Annotated in this window: 20 protein-coding genes; 11 read left to right on the top strand and 9 right to left on the bottom strand. The window is 75.1% G+C overall.

What is annotated here, in order from left to right; all coding sequences use genetic code 11:
- Positions 1–13 precede the first annotated feature (13 nt).
- Positions 14–925: a glycosyltransferase gene (locus GD632_RS03710; RefSeq protein ID WP_152188850.1), complete on the bottom strand. Its 912-nt coding sequence runs from the start codon at positions 923–925 to the stop codon at positions 14–16.
- Between the two features lie 134 nt (positions 926–1,059).
- Positions 1,060–1,428 (bottom strand): transferase, encoded by a 369-nt coding sequence (locus GD632_RS03705; RefSeq protein ID WP_152188848.1) that lies wholly within the window; start codon positions 1,426–1,428, stop codon positions 1,060–1,062.
- A gap of 178 nt (positions 1,429–1,606) precedes the next feature.
- On the opposite strand from GD632_RS03705, the gene GD632_RS03700 reads away from it, so the two are divergent.
- The 4 genes from GD632_RS03700 (at position 1,607) to GD632_RS03685 (ending at position 4,810) form a co-directional block, all read left to right on the top strand.
- Positions 1,607–2,527 (top strand): PfkB family carbohydrate kinase, encoded by a 921-nt coding sequence (locus GD632_RS03700; RefSeq protein WP_152188845.1) that lies wholly within the window; start codon positions 1,607–1,609, stop codon positions 2,525–2,527.
- Positions 2,528–2,607: 80 nt separating this feature from the next.
- The gene (locus GD632_RS03695; protein ID WP_405002521.1) at positions 2,608–3,690 is read left to right on the top strand and encodes an iron-containing redox enzyme family protein; all 1,083 of its coding nucleotides are present in this window, start codon (positions 2,608–2,610) and stop codon (positions 3,688–3,690) included.
- Positions 3,687–3,917 carry a CDGSH iron-sulfur domain-containing protein gene (locus tag GD632_RS03690; RefSeq protein ID WP_226924509.1) on the top strand — a complete coding sequence of 77 codons (231 nt, stop codon included), beginning with the start codon at positions 3,687–3,689 and terminating at the stop codon, positions 3,915–3,917. The genes GD632_RS03695 and GD632_RS03690 overlap by 4 nt, the downstream gene beginning before the upstream one ends.
- Complete coding sequence (locus tag GD632_RS03685) at positions 3,914–4,810, top strand: D-hexose-6-phosphate mutarotase (protein ID WP_152188840.1); 897 nt, start codon at positions 3,914–3,916, stop codon at positions 4,808–4,810. The genes GD632_RS03690 and GD632_RS03685 overlap by 4 nt, the downstream gene beginning before the upstream one ends.
- Before the next feature lie 262 nt (positions 4,811–5,072).
- On the opposite strand, the gene GD632_RS03680 is transcribed toward GD632_RS03685, so the two are convergent.
- Positions 5,073–5,558: a helix-turn-helix domain-containing protein gene (locus tag GD632_RS03680; RefSeq protein WP_152188838.1), complete on the bottom strand. Its 486-nt coding sequence runs from the start codon at positions 5,556–5,558 to the stop codon at positions 5,073–5,075.
- Positions 5,559–5,639: 81 nt separating this feature from the next.
- Between GD632_RS03680 and GD632_RS03675 the strand changes: the two genes are divergently transcribed.
- Entirely contained in the window at positions 5,640–6,098 is a 459-nt protein-coding gene (locus GD632_RS03675; protein WP_193311324.1) for a GNAT family N-acetyltransferase, read from the top strand.
- A gap of 2 nt (positions 6,099–6,100) precedes the next feature.
- On the opposite strand, the gene GD632_RS03670 is transcribed toward GD632_RS03675, so the two are convergent.
- The 5 genes from GD632_RS03670 to GD632_RS03655 all read right to left on the bottom strand — a co-directional run bounded on the left by GD632_RS03670 (position 6,101) and on the right by GD632_RS03655 (position 9,301).
- Positions 6,101–6,790, bottom strand: coding sequence for a DedA family protein (locus GD632_RS03670; protein ID WP_152188833.1), 690 nt, complete (start codon positions 6,788–6,790; stop codon positions 6,101–6,103).
- 136 nt (positions 6,791–6,926) lie between these two features.
- Positions 6,927–7,070, bottom strand: coding sequence for a hypothetical protein (locus tag GD632_RS15885; protein WP_193311323.1), 144 nt, complete (start codon positions 7,068–7,070; stop codon positions 6,927–6,929).
- Positions 7,071–7,082: 12 nt separating this feature from the next.
- Positions 7,083–8,324, bottom strand: a complete 1,242-nt coding sequence (locus tag GD632_RS03665; RefSeq protein ID WP_152188831.1) for an MFS transporter — start codon at positions 8,322–8,324, stop codon at positions 7,083–7,085.
- A gap of 149 nt (positions 8,325–8,473) precedes the next feature.
- Positions 8,474–9,055 carry an ArsR/SmtB family transcription factor gene (locus GD632_RS03660; protein ID WP_152188829.1) on the bottom strand — a complete coding sequence of 194 codons (582 nt, stop codon included), beginning with the start codon at positions 9,053–9,055 and terminating at the stop codon, positions 8,474–8,476.
- 48 nt (positions 9,056–9,103) lie between these two features.
- Positions 9,104–9,301 carry a hypothetical protein gene (locus GD632_RS03655; protein WP_152188826.1) on the bottom strand — a complete coding sequence of 66 codons (198 nt, stop codon included), beginning with the start codon at positions 9,299–9,301 and terminating at the stop codon, positions 9,104–9,106.
- A gap of 106 nt (positions 9,302–9,407) precedes the next feature.
- Here GD632_RS03655 and GD632_RS03650 point away from each other — a divergent pair, with 106 nt between their 5' ends.
- The 6 genes from GD632_RS03650 (at position 9,408) to GD632_RS03625 (ending at position 18,238) form a co-directional block, all read left to right on the top strand.
- Complete coding sequence (locus tag GD632_RS03650) at positions 9,408–10,355, top strand: WYL domain-containing protein (RefSeq protein WP_152189314.1); 948 nt, start codon at positions 9,408–9,410, stop codon at positions 10,353–10,355.
- A 222-nt stretch (positions 10,356–10,577) separates the two neighbouring features.
- A complete protein-coding gene (locus tag GD632_RS03645) occupies positions 10,578–11,486 on the top strand; it encodes an EamA family transporter (protein ID WP_226924505.1) in 909 nt (302 codons plus the stop codon).
- Positions 11,487–11,582: 96 nt separating this feature from the next.
- Positions 11,583–15,716: a S8 family serine peptidase gene (locus tag GD632_RS16445; RefSeq protein WP_152188821.1), complete on the top strand. Its 4,134-nt coding sequence runs from the start codon at positions 11,583–11,585 to the stop codon at positions 15,714–15,716.
- A gap of 88 nt (positions 15,717–15,804) precedes the next feature.
- A complete protein-coding gene (locus GD632_RS03635) occupies positions 15,805–16,434 on the top strand; it encodes a CYTH domain-containing protein (protein ID WP_152188818.1) in 630 nt (209 codons plus the stop codon).
- 17 nt (positions 16,435–16,451) lie between these two features.
- On the top strand, positions 16,452–17,201 hold the full coding sequence (locus tag GD632_RS03630) for a 2,3-bisphosphoglycerate-dependent phosphoglycerate mutase (RefSeq protein ID WP_152188816.1): 750 nt from the start codon (positions 16,452–16,454) through the stop codon (positions 17,199–17,201).
- Positions 17,202–17,326: 125 nt separating this feature from the next.
- Positions 17,327–18,238 (top strand): carbohydrate kinase family protein, encoded by a 912-nt coding sequence (locus tag GD632_RS03625; RefSeq protein WP_152188814.1) that lies wholly within the window; start codon positions 17,327–17,329, stop codon positions 18,236–18,238.
- On the opposite strand, the gene GD632_RS03620 is transcribed toward GD632_RS03625, so the two are convergent.
- Positions 18,226–18,705 (bottom strand): hypothetical protein, encoded by a 480-nt coding sequence (locus tag GD632_RS03620; RefSeq protein WP_152188812.1) that lies wholly within the window; start codon positions 18,703–18,705, stop codon positions 18,226–18,228. The two genes, GD632_RS03625 and GD632_RS03620, sit on opposite strands and share 13 nt — an antisense overlap.
- Positions 18,706–18,743 lie beyond the last annotated feature (38 nt).

Below are 18,743 nucleotides of genomic sequence, written 5' to 3'. Positions count from 1 at the left end.
GCGCGGCAGACGGTCAGCCGTACCGGCGGGCGGTCGACGCGCGCTGGGCGTCCTCGAGGGCACGGAAGCGTGCCTCGGCGGAGGCCGGCAGCACCCGCCGCTCCGTGAGCACCCAGGGCGCCCCCCGCACCGCGGCGAGCGCCCCCTCGAGCGCCGGGCGTGAGCGCAGCTGGCCAAGCACCACCGCGGTGCGGCGCAGCGCGGCGGGCAGCGGGCGGCGGAGCCAGGTGAACCACAGGGTGTTGCGGACACCGTCGCGCAGGCGCTTGGCCGTGTCGCGCGCCGTGGAGGCGTGGTGGTGGACGGTGGCGGTGGGCAGGTAGCACAGCTCCCACCCGACGGCGGCGAGGTCCGCGGCGAGGAGCTCCTCCTCCCCGCCCAGCCACAGGCGCGGGTGGAAGCCGCCGACGCCGGTGAACGCGCTGCGCCGGACGACGGAGGCGCCGGCGAGGAAGCTGCCGAGCGCCGGTCCGGGCAGACCCGGGCGGCCCTGGACGGGGGAGTCGCGCAGCTCGGCGACGATCGGGTCCTCCGTCCCGGCGGGTTCGACGACGATCCGTGCGGTGAGCACGGCGACGTCCGGGTGGGCGTCCAGGGCGTCGGCCGCGGCGGTGAGGCTGCCCGGGTCCCACCAGGTGTCGTCGTCGCAGAAGGCGACGTACGGGGTGTCGAGGAGCTGGACGCCGAGGTTGCGGCCCACCGCGCCGAGGTTGCGCCGGCTCGCGAGCAGCGTCACCCACGGGTGGTCGCGCCGCACCGCCTGCGCCGTCCCGTCGCTCGAGCCGTTGTCGACGACGACGACCGGCGGCGCCTCGGGCAGCTCGCGCAGCAGCCGCAGCGTGCGGTCGAGCTCGGTGCGCCGGTTGTGGGTGATGACGACGACGCCGACGCGCGGGTCGTGCTCGGGTGGGGCCATGGCTCCCATTGGAGCGCGGGCCGTCGCTGCGTGCACGAGCGGGAGTGGGGGCCGACCACCCCCGCCGGGCGGGGGCCACGGCGGAATGGTCCGTCACCGGGCCGCGTTGCGCGCGCCTGACGGACGACGGACGTCCCTTCTGGTCAGGCGGCGCGGACGATGGCGTCGGGGCCGACGACGGCGAAGTCCGGAACGCGCACGTCTCCGGCCACCTTGGCGCCGTCGCGCAGCCGCGCCCCGCGCCCGACGACCGCCCGCGGGCCGACGTGGGTGTTCTTGCCGAGCCTGGCGCGCGCGGCGACGACGGCCTCCCGGTCCACCCAGGCACCGTCGTCGAGGTGCGCCTCGGCACCGACACGGGCGCCGGGGTCGACGTAGGCGGTGGGGGAGACCCAGGCCGTCGGGTGCACCTTGGCGCCGCGCTCGACGAGCCCCCCTCCGTTGGGGTGCTGGACGTAGCGCAGCGTCGTGCCCTCGTCGTCCTCGAACTCGACATGCTTGCGGCGGGCCACGGTTCTCCTCCCGGGTACGGGTCCTGCTGTCACCTGACATAACGGCGGGACCCGCACCGGGATTCCACGGCAGGGCCCGCGACGCCTGTGAGATTCGCGACAGACACCCGCGGGCTGGCGGCAGCGTCCGCGGTGCCGCACCCTGGCCGGGCGGACGGAGCGAGGAGAAGGGTGCGAGATGGTCGACGTCGTCGTCGTGGGGCTGGTCTGCCGGGACATCGTCGTCGCCGTGGAGGAGCTGCCGGCGAGCGGTTCCGTGCCGGTGCGCACGCGGATCGAGACGCTCGGCGGTGCCGCCAACCAGGCCGTCGCGGCGCGGCAGCTCGGTCTGTCCGCCGGCCTGGTCGGCGTCGTGGGGCATGACGCCGCGGCGGACCTCGTTCTCGACCGGGCGCGCCGGGACGGGATCGACGTCTCCGCCGTCGTCCGCCGGGCGGGCGCGACCACGCCCCTCGTCGTCGGCGTCGTCGAGGCCGACGCCACCCACCGCCTCCTCGAGCACGTCCCCGCGGAGGCACTCCTCACCCCGGCCGACGTCCGCGCCGGCGCCCCGCTCCTCGGCGCCGCCCGCGCGGTCGTCGCCGACCTCCAGCAGCCCGACGACGCCGTCGCCGAGACGGTCCGTCTCGGCGCCGCGGCGGGCGCCCTGGTGGTCCTCGACGGCGCACCGGAGGACCCGGACGCGCTCGCCGACGTCTGGGACGGGGTCTCGGTCCTGCGCGCGGACGACGACGAGATCGCCGCCTACGTCGGCAGCGTGCCCGAGGGGACCGACGCCGTCGCCGACGCGGCGCGCGAGCTGGTCGCCGGCGGGCCGGACGTCGTCGCCCTCGGGGCGGGGTCGGCGGGGAACGTCGTCGCCTGGCACGGCGGGGTGCGTCTCTTCCCGCGGCTGGGAGCGGACCCGGTCGACGCGACGGGCGGCGGTGACGCCTTCGTCGCCGGGCTGCTGCGTGCGCTGCTCGACGGCGCTGACCCGGAGACCGCCGGGTGGTGGGCGTCGGCCGCGGCCGCGCTCACCGTGACCCGGCTCGGTGGCCGGCCGGACCTGGACGCCGCGACCGTGGCGAGGGAGGCCGCCCGGGCGGCGGGCCGCTGACAAGATGCAGGCACCTGGCACCGGTGGCACTCTCGGGTCGCACCGGGACGGATCCCGGTGGACCCGCGAAGGAGAGCCCACTGGTGAACAGCGCCGTCACGTCGTACGCCCCCGCCGAGCCCGCGACGGAGGCGTCGGCCCTGCCCGTCACGCCCCGCGGCACGGTGAGTGCGACGCTCCTCGACGTGCTCCTGCGCGGGGCTGACCCGGGGGCGCTGGAGAACCTCGGCCGGGCGGCTGCCGCACGCACCACCGACGCCGTGCGTGACGACGACATCCAGCTCAGCCTCCTCATCCTCTACGCGCTGAGCTACGGCACCTTCGACCAGCTCGGCGCCGAGCACGAGTGGAGCCCCGAGCTCGTGCGCCTGCGCGGCGACCTCGAGGCGGCCTTCGAGGCGGCGCTGCGCGAGCAGGTCCCCGTGCCACCGACCCCCGAGCCGACGGTCCCCGCCGTCGCCGACGCGCTCTTCGCCCTCACCGCGGAGCCGAGCGGGCCCTCGCTGGCGAAGTTCGTGGCGAAGAGAGCGAGCCGCGAGCAGGTCGTCGAGATGCTCGTCCAGCGCAGCGTCTACACGCTGCGCGAGGCCGACCCCCACACGTGGGCGATCCCGCGGCTCACCGGCCGCGCCAAGGCGGCGCTCGTGGAGATCCAGGCCGACGAGTACGGCGGCGGGCACCCCGAGCGCGTCCACCAGCACCTCTACGCCCGCACCCTGCGCGGGATGGGCCTGAGCGCGGAGTACGGCACCTACGTCGACCATGTCCCGGCGATCACCCTCGCCTCCTTCAACCTCATGTCGATGTTCGGGCTCAGCCGCCGCTTCCTCGGCGCGATCGTCGGGCACCTCGCCGCCTACGAGATGACCGCCTCGATCCCCTGCCGCCTGTACGCCGACGGCATGCGCCGCCACGGCATCCCGGAGGAGGTCTCCCACTACTTCGACGAGCACGTGGAGGCCGACGCCGTCCACGAGCAGATCGCCGCCCGCGACCTCGCGGGGGCACTGGCCGAGGACCGGCCCGAGCTCACCGCCGACATCATGTTCGGCGCCGCGGCATGCCTCGCCGTCGACGGTGCGATGGGCGAGCACATCCTCCGGTCCTGGAAGGCCGGCGCGTCCTCCCTCGTCCGCCCGCTCGCCGGGGAGGCGGCCGCGTGAGTGACCGCGACGGGCACGACGAGGTGACGATCACCGCCTACCCCAACGGACCGCTCATCGTGCGCGGGGACGCGACGATCCTCGACGTCGAGGGCCGGGCGATGCCGCGGACCCGCAAGACCGTGGCGCTGTGCCGCTGCGGGGCCTCGACGATCAAGCCGCTGTGCGACGGCAGCCACAAGCTCGTGGGCTTCTGCACGGAGGAGCCCGGTAGCGTCAGGCCATGAGCATCGCGCTGCCCGACTCCGTCACCGCCGCCGATGGGGAGGGGGGCCTGCCCGTCCTGCGGGTGGCCACCGCCCTCGTCACCGGAGAGGTGTACCTCCACGGCGCCCACGTCACCGCGTGGACGCCCGCCGGTGCCGACCCCGTCCTGTGGGTGAGCGGCTCCTCCCGCTTCACGCCCGGTCAGGCCATCCGTGGCGGTGTGCCGATCTGCTTCCCGTGGTTCGGGACCGGGCGCGAGCCGGGACTCGCCCCGCCCGCGCACGGCTTCGCGCGGCTGGCACCGTGGCGGCTCGTCGGCGCCGAGGAGCACGACGGCGGCGTGGTCACCCTCACCTTCGAGCTCACCGCCGCCGACGTCGCTGACGTCCCCGCCGCCGCGGCCTGGCCGCACCCCTTCACCGCCACCTACGCCGTCACCTTCGGCCGCGAGCTCACCCTCGCGCTGACCGTGGAGAACACCGGCGAGAGCGAGATCTCCTACGAGGAGGCGCTGCACACCTACCTCGCCGTCGCGGACGCGCGGACGACGACGGTCCAGGGGGTGGACGGCGCCACCTACCTCGACAAGGCGGCCGGCGGCGGCCCCGAGCTCGTCACCCAGCACGGGGACGTCACCTTCACCGCCGAGACGGACCGCGTCTACGACAGCGCGGGGACCGCCGTCGTCGTCGACGAGCCCGCCGGCCGCCGCATCGGGATCGACAAGGACGGTTCGGCCCACACCGTCGTGTGGAACCCGTGGGCGGAGAAGGCCGCCACGATGCCCGACTACGGCGACGACGAGTGGCCGACGATGGTGTGCGTCGAGACGGCCAACGCCCTCGACGCCGCGATCACCCTCGCGCCGGGCGAGCGGCACGCCATGACCGCCCGCTACGCCGTCACCCGCTAGGGGCGCCCGACGCCCGACGCCCGGCCCCGACGCCGGGTGCCGGTCGCCCGGTGCTGCCTGACCCGCTGCGCCGCGAGTTCGGCGTCCCGCGCGGCCGCGCTGCAGACCACGGCGGCGGCCATGCGCTACCCGCGGGGGTGACGTTGTCCGGAGACGTGAGATTGCACCATGAGGCGGAGCAATCTCACGTCTCGCGACCACGTCTCCCTCTCCCCGTCCCGGAGGCCGTCTCAGGGCTGGATGACCTGGGCGCGGCGACGGGTCATCGCCAGCGTGGCTCCTCGCCCGGCGCCCTGGGTCGTGGCTTCCTGCCGAACCGTGCGCTGGAGCTGAGGCCCTCGGCGGTCCACCGGGGCTGCGGACCGCACTCCCCGGTGCCGAAGAACTCGTGGTAGAGCCACCACTGGGGACCGCCGGCTGACTGCACGCGTAGCGGCTTGACCTTCCGGTTCGCGGGGAAGCGGCGACCCGAGCGGTCCCGGGCGCGCAGGTCGGTCTCGTCCCACGTGGTGACCGTCTGTCCGTCGGCGTCGACGACGGCCAGCGAGTGGCCGGTCGCCGCCAGCAGGCGGACGAGCGTCTCGAGCGAGCACGAGAGCGCCGAGCGTTCGAGGCGGGCGAGCGTCGCCGGTGCTACGTCGATCTTCTCGGCGAACGCGCGCTGGCTCAGGCCATGCTCCCGGCGGTAGCTCCGCAGGGCCAGGCCGACCTGTTCGTCGAAGGGCACGGTCGGTTCGCTGGCCACCATGCCCACCACGGTGGCAACGTCGTCCTCCGGGGACGCGGGGTGGCGGTGCGAACGGTGGACGAGGCCCGGCACACTGTCCCTGTGGACAACGAGTCGGGCGTGGAGCGCGTGAAGGTCCGCGACGTCATGCCCGCGGACGTGCCTCTGCTCGAGCGGGCGCTGCCCGGTGACCACGCGCGCCAGCTCGCCAACGCCGCTGCCGGGCGGCGGACCTTCCTCGCGGCCTGGGACGGGGAGGAGCCGGTGGGGACCGCCGTCGTCCGCTGGACCGGGCTGCCCGTCGACGGTCGCGGCCCCGTCGCGGAGATCGGCTCGCTCGAGGTCGTGCCGACGCGGCGCGGCGAGGGCATCGGCAGCCGGCTCGTCGCGGCCGCCGAGCAACGGGTGCGCGAGCGCGGTGGCACCGCGGCCGCGATCGTCGTGGCGGGGGACAACCGCGACGCCTGCCGCCTCTACGAGCGCCTCGGCTACCGCGGGACCGGTGCGCGGCGGGCCGTCGCCGACGGTGCGGGGCTGCTCCTCGTCCGCGAGCTCGGCTGAGCTCAGCAGGCTCCCTCGAGCACCCGCTCGGCCGGCACCGGCTCGGCCGGGCACGGATCGGGCGCGGTGACCGTCGCAGCACGGGCACGGACACGAGCGCGGGTCCGGCGGTGCAGCACGAGCAGCCCCGCGGTGAGGACGATCGCCGCGAGCACGACCCAGCCCGCTGTGCCGAGGGAGGTCGCGACCGCCGGCAGCGCCTGGCCGGCCAGCCCACCGGCGCCCAGCCACAGGGCGGCCCACAGGAGGCTGCCGGCGAGCGACCCGGCGAGGAAGCGGTGGTAGCGCATCTGGGCGGCACCCGCCGCGGCCGGCATCAGCGTCCGGACGAGGGGGAGCAGCCGGCTGACGACGAGCGCGCTCGCACCGCGTCTCCGTGCCAGCCGTGCCGCGCCGTCCCAGTGCGCGGTGCCGATCCGGCGCACCGCGCGCGAGCCGCGCAGCCGGGTGCCGTAGCGCCGCCCGACGACGTAGCCGACGTGGTCGGCGAGGGAGGCGGCGAGCGTGACGACGACGAGCGCGAGGAGCACCTGGACCGGTGTCCGCGCCGCCGCGCCGAGCACGAGCACGCCGAGCTCGCCCGGCACGAGCACCCCCAGGCCGAGAACGGACTCGGCCAGGGCGAGCAGGGCGCCGAGGGCGAGGAGCGTGGGGCTGAACGCCTCGGGCAGCGCGGTGATGAGGTCCGGCATGGTCCCAGCGAATCGTGAGTGGGCGGTGGTCGGTATCCGGGGTGACCCTGGTCCGACCCTGGAGCGCCCTCAGGGTGTCGTCCGGGCCGAGGTGCCAGGGTGGTGGCCGGGTGCGAGCCCGGATGACGGATTTTCGTCAGCGGCGCCGACGGCCCGGCCAGCCGATGGTCGTGCGCGGCTTGCGGGGCCGGCTCGGGGCGAGGTGCTGGACGAGGGCGAAGTCCGCCATCGTCCGGCCCGAGCTGTGGGCGGCGAGGTCGTGGAGCAGGTGGGGGTTCATGACGAGTTCCTCTCAGGGGGTGGGGCGGGCGGCGCGCAGGGCGAGCGCAGAGGCGGCGAGGACGCCGGCGACGGTCACGGCGACGAGGACGCGGTAGTCGACGGCACCGACCACCGCCGCCGCGCCGAGCGTGACGAGGGTCTGGGGCAGGTTGAGCGCGATGTTCGTCGCGGCGGACACCCGGCCCTGGAGACGGGCCGGCGTCATCCGCTGACGCAGGGTGATGAAGGCGACGATCGCCCACGGGACACCGAGCCCGAGCACGGCGAGGCCGGCGGCTGCGACGGTGAGCGTCACCACCGCGGGGGCGTCGAGGCCGCCGACGAGGAGCAGCGGCGCCATGCCCAGTGCCATGGTGGCGAGCCCGCCGGCCACGGCCCGCGCCTCGCCGACGCGGCCGAGGACCCGCGCGGCGGTGAGTCCACCGACGACGGCGCCGACCCCCTGGAGGCTGACGAAGATCCCGAGCAGGGCCGGGTCCACGCCCAGTCCCTGCTCCATGAGCGGGAAGACGGCGACGTTGACGAGCCCAGTCGCACCCGTGGCGACGGCGAGGGCGACGGTGAGCGCACCGAGCGGCGCGGTGGCGAGCAGGTGGCGCAGGCCGCCTGCCAGCTCCGACCAGAACCGGGTGTCCGTCGTCGGCTCGGGTGGCGTCTCGACGACCTCGACCCGGGTGAGGAGCGCGGCGGTGATCGCGAAGCACGTCCCGGTGAGTGCGATGACGGCGAGCGGGCCGGCCACGACGTACAGCGCGGTGCCGAGGAGCGGGGAGACGAGACGGAAGGCCTGGTCCACCGTCGAGAGGAGACCGTTGCCACCGGCGAGCTCGTCGTCGTCCAGGAGGTCGCGCACGAGCCCGGACTGGGCGGAGGCGGTGACGTAGCCCATCGCCCCGTAGAGGAAGGTGACGACGTAGACGAGCCAGACGTCACCGGCGTCGCCGACGAGGAGGAGGGCGAGGACCGCCGGGACCATGAGGCCGTTGCCCGCGGCGAGCAGGGCCTTGCGGGAGACGCGGTCCGCGAGATGCCCGATGAAGGGGGCGAGGAGCGTCGGCAGCCCGAGGGCGACGAAGACCGAGGCGGCGGCGCCGTCGGAGCCGGTGAGGTCCTTGACCCACACGGCGAGCACGAGCCACAGCGCGCTGTCGGCGGCGTTGGTGAAGACCCACGCGACCGTGAGCTGCCGGAAGCCGGGCCGACGCAGCGCTGCGGGGCCGCGCTGACGCTGCGGGCTGGCGAGCTCGACCATCGGTCCGTCCTTCTCTCTTGATCCGGCACGACCGACTTTAGACCCTAAAGGAACCTTGCACAAGGGATCTTGTGCAAGGTGTGTTGTGTACGCGCGACGGCATGGCAGAGGCTCCCGGCCGCAGGCGGCGGGAGTTCGGGCGGGCGCGCTCAGGCGCCGGACGGGGCGGGCGGCTCGGAGTGGATCGTCGACATGACGCGGACCCGGCGCGCCCCCTCGGGACGCAGCGCGGGGTCGTCGCGCTCCTCGAAGCGCCCGAGCAGCTCCTGGATCTGGTCGGCCACCTCCGCGGCCTCCTCCGCGGTGGCCCAGAAGCTGCCGCCCATGAGGCGGGTGGCGCCGATCCACTCCGGGGGCTCGTCACCGAGCCGCTCCACCGCCGCCCACAGCCCCTGGGCGCGCTGCTGGAAGGTGAGACGCGCGAGCTCGGCGGTCGCCTGGACGGAACCCGGGACCTCGGGGTCGACCTCGGTGGCGTAGCCGCCACGGGACACCGTCCGCCACGGCTTCTCCCGGCCGCGCGCCTCGGCCCGCTCGATGAAGCCGTACTTCTCGAGCATGCGCAGGTGGAAGGAGCAGCTCGCCACCGACTCCCCGGTGAGCTCGGCGCACTGGGTGGCGGTGAGCTCGCCCCGCTCCCCGAGGATGTCGAGCAGGCGCAGGCGCAGGGGGTGGGAGAGGGCGCGGATGCGCTCGGGCTCGTTGATGAGCTGCTGCTCGCGCGATGCCATGGGGCCACCCTAAGCGTCCCTTGCGCAAGGAGCCGTGTGCCCGTCGCGCTACCGGGTGACGAGGGCGAGGGCGGTGAGGGTCGGGGCGGCCACGCCCAGCGTGGTGCTCACCGCCAGGGTGGCCCGGTGACGGCGAGCCGGTGGTCGACGGACGCGGTCGGCCGGGACGCGCTGGCGGCGGGTGAAGTCGTCGAGTGTCGTGCCGACGCTGTGGGCGGCGAAGCTGTCGAGCAGGTGCTGTTCCATGGGACGTCCCTCCAGGTGAACCGGACATCTCTCACGCTAGGAGGCGTACCGGACACGGAGTGTCCGCTGCTCCGGCCATGATGTGGACGTGGACTCCTCCCGGCGCATGCTCGAGCTCCTGAGCCTCCTCCAGCTGCGGCGCGAGTGGCCCGGCAGGGAGCTCGCCGAGCGTCTCGGCGTCAGCGACCGCACCCTGCGCCGGGACGTCGACAAGCTCCGCGAGCTCGACTACCCGGTGCACGCCGTCAAGGGCAGGGGTGGCGGCTACCGGCTGGGTGACGGGGGCCGGCTCCCTCCGCTGCAGTTCCTCAGTGACGAGGCGGTGGCGGCCGCGATCGCGCTCACGACCGCCGCGAGCAGCAACGTCCACGGCGTCGGCGAGGCGGCGCAGCGGGCGCTGGGCAAGCTCGAGCAGGTGCTGCCCTCCCGGCTCCGGGGGCGCGTGGAGCGGCTGGGGGCGAGCGTCGTCCACCTCCCCGGGCCCTCCCTCGTCGAGCCCGAGGTCCTCATGACGGTCGCCGGGGCGTGCCGCGACCACGTGTGCCTGCGCTTCGACTACGTGCGCGGCGACGGGACCGAGTCGCTGCGCGAGGTCGAGCCCTACGGTCTGGTGACGTGGAGCGGCCGCTGGTACCTCGTCGCCTGGGACGTGCACCGGGAGGACTGGCGGACCTTCCGCGTCGACCGGCTCCGCCCGCGCATCCCCCTCGGTCGCCGCTTCACCCCGCGCCAGCTGCCGGGGGACGACGCCGGGTCCTACCTCATCGGCCGGGTGCGCGACCTGTGGCGCGAGAAGGCCGTCGTCCTCGTCCACGAGCCGGCCGACAGCGACCTCATGCGGCGCTGGGCGGCCGAGGGGGAGGTCCGGCCCGTCGACGCGACGAGCTGCCGGCTGCTCCTCGACGGCGACAGCGTCCAGTGGCTCGCCTCCGCCCTCGCCCAGCTCGAGGCCGACTTCGTCGTCGAGGCACCAGACGCGCTGCGCCACCACCTCCTGGAGGTGTCGGCACGCCTGGCGCGGGCGGCCGGCCCCGACGCGTCGGGTCCTGGTTAGCATGCAGGCGTGACGACGCGCGGCATCGACGTCGAGACAGCGATCGCCGCGCCGATCGAGCGCCGGTGACCGACGCGCCGGACCGGCTCAAGCCGCGTCGCCACGAGCGCCGGAGCTGACCGGCCCTCGGTCAGATCGGGACGCGCCCGGCGGAGCTCGGCGCTGAGCACACCCGCTCCTCCGCGTCGACGTGGCCCGCGGAGCGAGGAGTACGGTGCAGCGGTGAGCGAGTCGCGCGGTCCTCTGCTGCCCGGACCGGCCGCCCCGCTCGTCCTCGGGGCCGCCGTGTCGGTGCAGTTCGGCTCGGCCGTGGCGGCCCTCGTGTTCCCCGCGGCGGGGCCCTCCGGTGTCGTCGCGCTGCGCCTGGCGTTCGCCGCCCTCATCCTGCTCGCCGTCCTGCGTCCCCCGCTGCGCGGTCGCACGCGGCGGGACTGGGCGCTCGTCGTCGCCTTCGGGCTCGCACTCGTCGCGATGAACAGCCTGCTCTACCACGCCATCGACCGGATCCCGCTGGGGCCGGCGGTGACGCTGGAGGTGCTCGGCCCGCTCACCCTGTACGTCGTCCTCGGCCGCCGCCTGCGCAACCTCCTGTGGGCCGTTCTGGCGCTCGCCGGGGTCGCCGCGCTCGGCGGCGGGAGCGTCGAGCGGCTCGACCCCGTCGGCGTCGGCCTCGCGCTCGGCGCGGCCGCCGCGTGGGCGGCGTACGTCGTCGTCGGGGCGCGGGTGGCGCGGGCGTTCACGGGCGCGCAGGGGCTGGCGCTGGCCCTGGCAGTGGGGTCGGTCGTCGCCGTCCCCCTCGGTGCGGTCACCTCGGGCAGCGCACTGCTCGACCCGCGTGTGCTCGCCCTCGGCGGGGCCGTCGCGCTGCTCTCCTCGGTCATCCCCTACTCCCTCGAGATGGCCGCGATGCGGCGGGTCACGGCCGGGAACTTCGCCGTCATGATGAGTCTCTACCCGGTCATCGCCGCCCTGGCGGGCTGGCTGGTCCTCGGGCAGCGGCTGGGCGGGACGGAGCTGGTCGGGATCGGGCTCGTCGCGGTCGCGACCGCCGGGGCGACGAGTGGCGCGCGACCCGTGACACCGCGCCCGGGCGGGGACGGCGACGAGGCGGTCGCGCCACCTGCTGGGTGACGATGTCGGCGCCGGACGCTACCGTTTCCCACGCCACCACACCGGTGCTCCCGTGACGACGTCGTCGCGGGTGGTAACGACGAAATGAGAGCGACGATGCGTCGATCACTGACCGCAGCCACCAGTGCCCTCGTCCTCGGGGCGGTCGGGGTGCTGGGGGCCGTCCCCGCCGGCGCCGACCCCGCTGCGCCGGAACCGCTGCCGAGCCTCGAGCTCACCGACAAGGTGGGCGAGACGCTCAAGGTGGCCGAGGGGACCGTCACCGCCTTCGTCCGGCTCGACGCGCCCGCGGCGCTCGACGTCGTCGAGTCCGGCGGGTCCAGCGCGGATGCCGGCGAGGCGGCGCAGGACGTCGAGAGCCTCGCCGAGGACGTCGTCCCCGTCGAGGCCGGTGCCCGCGCCCGCAGCGCCGGGCCGCAGCGGCTGTCGGTGACGAGCACCCTCGTCGCCGGCACCATCGTCACCGGCGACGCCGCCCAGGTGCGGGAGCTCGCGGAGTCCGACGACGTCGTCTCCGTGGCGCTCGTCCCGCTCAAGGAGCCGAGGAACAAGGGCGTGGACCTCTTCACCCGCGCGGCGGAGGTGTGGGAGTCCTACGGCGAGACGGGTGAGGGCGTGCGCATCGGCATCATCGACACCGGCGTCGACTACACCCACGCGGACTTCGGCGGCCCGGGCACCGAGGAGGCCTACGCCGCCGCCTACGGAGAGGACGGCACCGCGCCCCCGCCCGAGGGCACCTTCGACGGCGTGAAGTTCCTCGGCGGCCACGACTTCGCCGGCACCTACTACGACGCCTCCGGCGACCTGCCCGGCTCGACCACCGTGCCGCAGCCCGACCCGAACCCCATCGACGGTCTCTACACCCGCGACCACGGCGGTCACGGCACACACGTCGCGGGCAGCGCGGCCGGCTACGGCGTTACCGCGGAGGGTGAGACCTTCCGCGGGGACTACGGCGAGCTCGAGGACATCAGCGACTGGAAGGTCGGCCCGGGCGCCGCCCCGGAGGCCGGCATCTACGCCCTCAAGGTCTTCGGTGACTACGGCGGGTCCACGAGCGTGACGATCAACGCGCTGGAGTGGGCGGCCGACCCCAACGGTGACTTCGACTTCGACGACCGCCTCGACATCGTCAACCTCTCCCTCGGCGGTGACGCCGCGCCCGTCGACGACCCCGAGAACCTCTTCGTCAACCGGCTCAGCGACCTCGGCACCCTGTCGGTCATGGCCGCCGGCAACGCCGGTGACGTCACCGACATCGGCGGCTCGCCGGGCAACGCGAGCAGTGCGCTGTCCGTCGCGAACTCCGTCGCGGACACGATGACCTACGACGCCGTCGAGGTCACCGGCGCCGCGGACGAGTCCCTCCTCGGCCGCCACGCCGCGCAGAACACCGTCTCCTACGCCGGCAGTGAGGACGCCGAGGGCCCGGTCGTCTACCTCGGCGACGGTGTCGACGGCTGCCAGCCCCTCACCGACTACGCCGAGCAGATCGCCGGCACCATCGTGTGGCTGGACTGGGACGACAACGACAACACCCGCGCGTGCGGCAGCGGCGTCCGCTGGGCGAACGCGACGGCCGCCGGCGCGGCCGGCGTCCTCATCGGCACCGAGAACGCGATCTTCACCGCGGGCATCGCCGGTGACGCCGAGACCCCCGGCGCCCAGCTCACCGCCGCCGCCACCGACCGCCTCCTGCCCGAGGTCCAGGCCGGCACGCTGAGCGTGCGCCTGGGCCCGTCCTACCGCGACGCCACCTTCGTCACCGACGAGTCCGTCGCCGACCTCCTCAACCCCGGCTCCTCCCGCGGCGCCCACGGCTCGCTCGGGGTCGTCAAGCCCGACGTCGCGGCTCCCGGCACCCGGATCTCCTCGGCCGCGGCCGGCGCCGGCACGACGGCGCACACGCTGTCGGGCACCTCGATGGCCTCCCCGCACGTCGCCGGTATCGCCGCCCTCGTCCGCGCCACCCACCCGGGCTGGAGCCCGGAGCAGGTCAAGGCCGGCATCATGAACACGGCCACCAACCCGGTGTACTCCCAGCCCGGTCCCGGCGGCCCGGTGTACGGCCCCGAGCGGGTGGGCGCGGGACGTGTCGACGCGGTCGCCGCCGTGGGCACCGGTGTCATCGCCTACGACTCCGGCGCGCCGGACGCCGTCTCGGTGGCCTTCGGGGTCGTCGACGTCGGCGCCGAGACCGTCGCCCTGCGCCGCACGGTGACCGTGGAGAACCTCGCGAACCGCGGCCCTGTCGTCTTCCGCCCCACCTTCGAGGCGGCGACGACCGCCGGCGGCGCGACGATCACGACCACGCCGTCCTCGATCACCGTCCCGCCCGGCCGCAGCCGGACCGTCACGGTGACGCTGACGGCCGACCCCGAGACTCTCGCCCGCGACATCGACCCCACCCAGTCGGCCGACTCCGGTGTCGGTGTGCCCCGCGAGTACGTCGCGGCACTGTCGGGCCAGCTCGTCCTCCAGCCGCCGCGCCCGGGCACCGGGCCCACCCTGCACGTCCCCGTCCACGCGGCCCCGCGTCTCGTCTCCGAGCTCACGGCGCAGCCCGTGGAGTTCGCCTCGGCGGACGCCCTCACCGCGCCGCTGGAGCTCACCGGGCGCCACGTCGACTCCGGCGGCTGGACCTCGCTCACCTCGGTGCTGGAGCTCGTCGCGACGAGCCCGCGGCTCGAGGACGCCGACGCCGACCTCACCTCACCGACCCAGGTGGCCGCCGGTGACATCCGGTACGTCGGCGCGATGTCGACGGGCCCACGCCTCGCGGAGGCCGGCTACGACCCGGCACTCGGCTACCTCGGCATCGGCATCGCCGTCCAGGGGCAGTGGCCCACGCTCGGCACCACGACCGTCCCGGTCATCGACACCGACGTCACCGGTGACGGCATCCCGGACATCCAGACCGCCGTCCAGAAGCTCGACCCGACGCTCGACGTGACGATCGCCTACACCTACGACTACTGGACCGGCCAGCCCTACTCGCAGAGCGCCGTGAACGGCGCGTGGGGCGACGTCGACACGACCGTCTACGACAACAACGTCCTCGTCGCCCCGATCCCGCTGCGCCTCTTCCGGCCGGGCGTCGTCCCGACCTTCAGCGTGTGGACCTTCTCCGGGTACGCCCCGAACGGCCTCAACATCGTCGACGGCGTCGAGCCCTTCACCTACGACCCCTTCGCCCCGGACCTGTGGACCAGCGGCGGGGTGCTCAACGACGTCTTCGACCCCTCGGGCACGGACATCACCGTCCACCGCTCGCCGGAGGCCAGCGACGCCGGGCCGCTGCTCGTCCTGCACTCCCACAACGCCGACGGCGCCCGGGCCCAGGTCGTGGACGTCACCGTCCCCGAGGTGGTCGCCGCCCCGACGACGACGACCCTCACGGTCGACGGGGAGCCGGCCGCCGGCTCCGAGGTCACCCTCACCGCCGCCGTGGAGCCCGCCGCCGCCACCGGCACGGTGAGCTTCCGTGACGGGGACACCGAGCTCGCCACCGCGACCGTCGAGGGCGGCACCGCCAGCGCCGTCGTCACCCTCGGGGCCGGCACCCACACGCTGAGCGCCGCGTTCACGCCGGACGCCCCGCAGTGGGAGGCGTCCGTCTCCGCGTCCCTCACCGTCGACGTGGGCCAGGCCGCGTCGACGACCTCGCTCCGCCTCTCCCGCACCCTCGCGACCTACGGCACCGAGACGACGGCGACGGTGACGGTCGACGCCGCCGGTGCGGCGCCGTCGGGCACGGTCGAGATCCGCCGGGACGGTGAGGTCCTCGCCGCGGCCGAGCTCGCCGCGGAGGGGAGCAGCGGGACCGCCACGGTCACCCTGCCCCGCGACGTCGCCGCCGGTGCCCACCGGATCACCGCGGTCTTCACCGGCAACGCCGACGTCGCGGGCTCGACGAGCCGCGCCGCGACGTACGTCGTGCTCCCGGCGCTGCCGCGCGTCGACATCGACGCCGACTCCCGCGTGCCGAGGGGCAGCTCCCCGCAGATCGGTGTCGAGGTGCTCGGCCGGGGCGGTGCCCCCGTGCCGACGGGCTCGGTCACGGTGACCGCGGGCTTCCGCGTCGTCGACCGGGTCAGGCTCGACGCGGCCGGTGCCGCGACCGTGCAGCTCCCGCCGGTCCGCTTCCTCACGATCCTCACCGCGACGTACGGCGGCGACGCCGGCTACCTGCCGGGCATCGACCTCGCGACCATCACGCCCCGCTGACCGGGGCGGCGACGGGGCGCGGCAGGCCACTGCCGCGCCCCCGTGCCAAATGCTGGGCTCGCGGGGCGGCTCGCGCTACGGTCGGGGCATGAGCGACGGCGACTTCGAGTTCGAGCGGAAGTTCTTCGTGCCCGAGCTGCCGACCGCGGCCCTGCGTGAGCCGCACCCGGTCCTCATCGTCCAGAGCTACTTCCTGGCGGCCGACGGCTACGCCCTGCGCATCCGGCTCCAGGGCCCTGCCCCCGCCGGGTCGCTGCCGACGTGGGGTGACGAGCGCGAGCTCCTCGCGGCCGCGGCCGACGCCTTCACCTTCTGCGCCCTCACCGCCAAGGGCCCCTCCGTGGGCGGCACCCGCTACGAGGCCGAGCGGGAGCTGGACATCACCGCCGGTCTGGCGATGGTCCGGCTGGGCGGGGACCTCGTCGCCAAACTGCGCTACTCCCTGTGGCTGGGCGCCGACGGCTGGGTCATCGACTCCTTCCTCGGACGCAACGAGCCGCTCGTCGTCGCCGAGTGCGAGCGCGGTGGCCCCGTGACGGACCTCGCGATCCCCGACTTCTGCCTGAGCGAGGTCACCGACGACCCACGGTTCGCCAACGACGCCCTCGCCACCAGCCCCTACAGCCACTGGAGCGCCGCCTACGGCCGGGAGCTCGAGGCGAGCGGGCCGCGCTTCCTCACCGAGTTCGGCACGAACCAGCTCGGCCTGCCCAGCTGACGCGCGCGCCCTCGCCCATGACCGGAGCCCCCGGGTCCCTCGTCCTCGTCCGCCACGGCGAGAGCGCCGCCAACGCCCTCGGCCTGTTCACCGGGGTGCTGGACGTCGGGCTCACCCCGCGCGGGGAGCGGAGCTGCCACGACGCCGCCGCCCGGCTGCACGCCACCGGCTGGCGCCCGGACCTCGTCCTCGCCTCCGTGCTGACCCGGTCCTGGCACACCGCCGACATCGTCGCGGGCGCCGTCGGGGGAGAGGTCGTGCGGGACTGGCGGCTGGGCGAGCGCAGCTACGGAGCCCTCACCGGCTTCGGCAAGCGCGAGGTCGCCGAGCGGCACGGCCAGGAGCTCTTCGTCCACTGGCGCCGCTCCCTCGACGGTCGACCCGAGCCCCTGCCCGAGCGCACCGTCGCGCTGTGGCGCTCCCTGCCGCCCTTCGCCGGCCTGCCCGCCGAGGCGCTGGCGCCCACGGAGTCGCTCGCCGACGTCGTCGAGCGGGTGCGCCCGCTCTGGGAGGGGACACTCGGTGACGCGCTGCGCGCCGGACGTCACGTCCTCGTCGTCGCCCACGGCAACTCCCTGCGCGCCCTGTGCGCGCTCGTCGACGACCTCAGCCCCGCCGAGCTTCGCGAGCTCAACCTCCCCAACGCCCGTCCGCTCCTGTACGAGCTCGCCCCCGGCCTCGTCCCCCGCGTCCGCGGAGGGCGCTACCTCGACCCGCGGCTGGCCGCGGCGGAGGCCGCCGCGATCGCTGCGCAGGGCGGTACCTGAGAGGTACCGGTCCTCCCCCTCCCGGTCCCGGCCGGTCCGTCCTCCGGGTTGCCCGATCGTCCCTCCGTCCGAGGTGCGCGGCGGGGCGCGGCGGTAGGCTCGCTGGAGGTCCGCAGAGTCGCGGGATGAGGGGGGACGTGATGAGAGTGGTCGTCGTCGGCATGGCCTATGCCGTCGTCACGCTGCCCGTCGACACCTTCCCGGTCGCGTACCGGGCGGTGCGCGACGTCCCGATCTCCGCCTCCGTCGGCGGGTCGGGCTTCGCCGCGGCGCGCACGCTCGCAGCCCTGGGCGACGAGGTCTACCTCGCCGCGCCGCTCGGGGAGGACGCCGAGGCCGTGGCCGTCGACGTCGCCGCGTACCGCTACGGCGTCAACTCGGCGATGTGTCCGCGGTCGCTGCCCCGCTCACCCCGCGCCGTCGTCCTCGAGGGCGACGGCCGGCGGCACATCAGCCGCGACCTCGGGGACGCGCGCAGCGCCCGTGTCGACCTCGACCTCGGGGCGCTGGCGACGTCCGATCTCGTCATGGTCGACGGCGTGCTGCCCACGGCCGCGCTCATCTCCTCGGCCCAGGCGACGGGCGTGCCGGTGGCGGCGGCGCTCGGCACGGTGAGCCAGCCGCCGCTTCTCGAGCAGCAGCCCTACCTCGGCGCCGAGCTGCTCGTCATGGGCCACGACGGGCACGACGAGGAGCACCTCGTCCAGACCTGGCGCCGCCGGTCAGCGGCCCGGCTCGTCGTCCTCACCCTCGGCGCCCGGGGGGCCGTGGGGATGGTCCAGCACTCCGAGGAGCTGCTGCACGTACCCGCCCGGCGTTTGGGCGAGGGGCCGCGGCCGGCGGGGCTGGGCGCGACCTACGCCGCCACCCTGGCCCACTACGTCTTCGCGCGCGGCTGCGACGCGCGCACCGCCATGGAGTACGCAGCGACCGCTGCCGCCTGGACGATCGCCCACCCCAGCGAGCCCGGTGGGCTGCGGGAGGACGTCCTCGAGGCGGCAGCGGCGCGTGCGGGCGGGGCGGCTCAGGCCTCGTAGCCGGCGGCGGAGCAGGCGCTGTCGATCTCACCCTGCGCGGCCTCGGAGGCGGCGACGTCGACCTGCGTGAGGTCGGGGAAGGTGACCTCGCCGGTCTCGGGGTCGGCCTGGGAGCGGGCCTCGTTGACGGCGGCGACGGCCTCGGTGAACGGGGCGTTGACGTCCTCGAGGAGCGTGGTGATCTCGGCCGGGGCGTTGCGGCCCAGCTCGGTGAGGCGCTGCTCCAGCGCGTTGATCTCGACGTAGGTGGCGTCGTCCACCACCTCGCCGCCGGACAGGGCGGCGCGGGCGTTCTCGGCGCGCTCGGCGAGCGGCGTCCCGGTGCCCTCGTAGAAGGCCTCGCAGGTGACCTGCTCGGGGCTCTGCGACGCGGAGGCGGCCGGGGCGGACTCCTCGCCGGACGTGCTGGAGCTGCAGCCGGTCAGGCCGAGCAGGAGGACCGCGGGAAGGATGAGTCGACGTGTCATACGGGCCACGTTATGCCTGCGCGCGGGAGGTCCCCGAT

Source organism: Georgenia satyanarayanai, assembly GCF_009193135.1.
GTDB classification, from domain to species: Bacteria; Actinomycetota; Actinomycetes; order Actinomycetales; family Actinomycetaceae; genus Oceanitalea; species Oceanitalea satyanarayanai.
Note: the sequence above shows the minus strand (reverse complement) of the source record. Positions and strands in the feature narration are given on the sequence as shown.

Bases quoted from the DNA above. Each gene is read 5' to 3' on its own strand.
- GD632_RS03700 (WP_152188845.1), top strand. From the start codon at position 1,607: ATGGTCGACGTCGTCGTCGTGGGGCTGGTCTGCCGGGACATCGTCGTC.
- GD632_RS03650 (WP_152189314.1), top strand. From the start codon at position 9,408: ATGCTCGAGCTCCTGAGCCTCCTCCAGCTGCGGCGCGAGTGGCCCGGC.
- GD632_RS03620 (WP_152188812.1), bottom strand. From the start codon at position 18,705: ATGACACGTCGACTCATCCTTCCCGCGGTCCTCCTGCTCGGCCTGACC.
- GD632_RS03660 (WP_152188829.1), bottom strand. From the start codon at position 9,055: ATGGCATCGCGCGAGCAGCAGCTCATCAACGAGCCCGAGCGCATCCGC.
- GD632_RS03665 (WP_152188831.1), bottom strand. From the start codon at position 8,324: ATGGTCGAGCTCGCCAGCCCGCAGCGTCAGCGCGGCCCCGCAGCGCTG.
- GD632_RS03710 (WP_152188850.1), bottom strand. From the start codon at position 925: ATGGGAGCCATGGCCCCACCCGAGCACGACCCGCGCGTCGGCGTCGTC.
- GD632_RS03630 (WP_152188816.1), top strand. From the start codon at position 16,452: ATGACCGGAGCCCCCGGGTCCCTCGTCCTCGTCCGCCACGGCGAGAGC.
- GD632_RS03680 (WP_152188838.1), bottom strand. From the start codon at position 5,558: ATGGTGGCCAGCGAACCGACCGTGCCCTTCGACGAACAGGTCGGCCTG.
- GD632_RS03635 (WP_152188818.1), top strand. From the start codon at position 15,805: ATGAGCGACGGCGACTTCGAGTTCGAGCGGAAGTTCTTCGTGCCCGAG.
- GD632_RS03685 (WP_152188840.1), top strand. From the start codon at position 3,914: ATGAGCATCGCGCTGCCCGACTCCGTCACCGCCGCCGATGGGGAGGGG.
- GD632_RS03625 (WP_152188814.1), top strand. From the start codon at position 17,327: ATGAGGGGGGACGTGATGAGAGTGGTCGTCGTCGGCATGGCCTATGCC.
- GD632_RS03670 (WP_152188833.1), bottom strand. From the start codon at position 6,790: ATGCCGGACCTCATCACCGCGCTGCCCGAGGCGTTCAGCCCCACGCTC.
- GD632_RS15885 (WP_193311323.1), bottom strand. From the start codon at position 7,070: ATGAACCCCCACCTGCTCCACGACCTCGCCGCCCACAGCTCGGGCCGG.
- GD632_RS16445 (WP_152188821.1), top strand. From the start codon at position 11,583: ATGCGTCGATCACTGACCGCAGCCACCAGTGCCCTCGTCCTCGGGGCG.
- GD632_RS03655 (WP_152188826.1), bottom strand. From the start codon at position 9,301: ATGGAACAGCACCTGCTCGACAGCTTCGCCGCCCACAGCGTCGGCACG.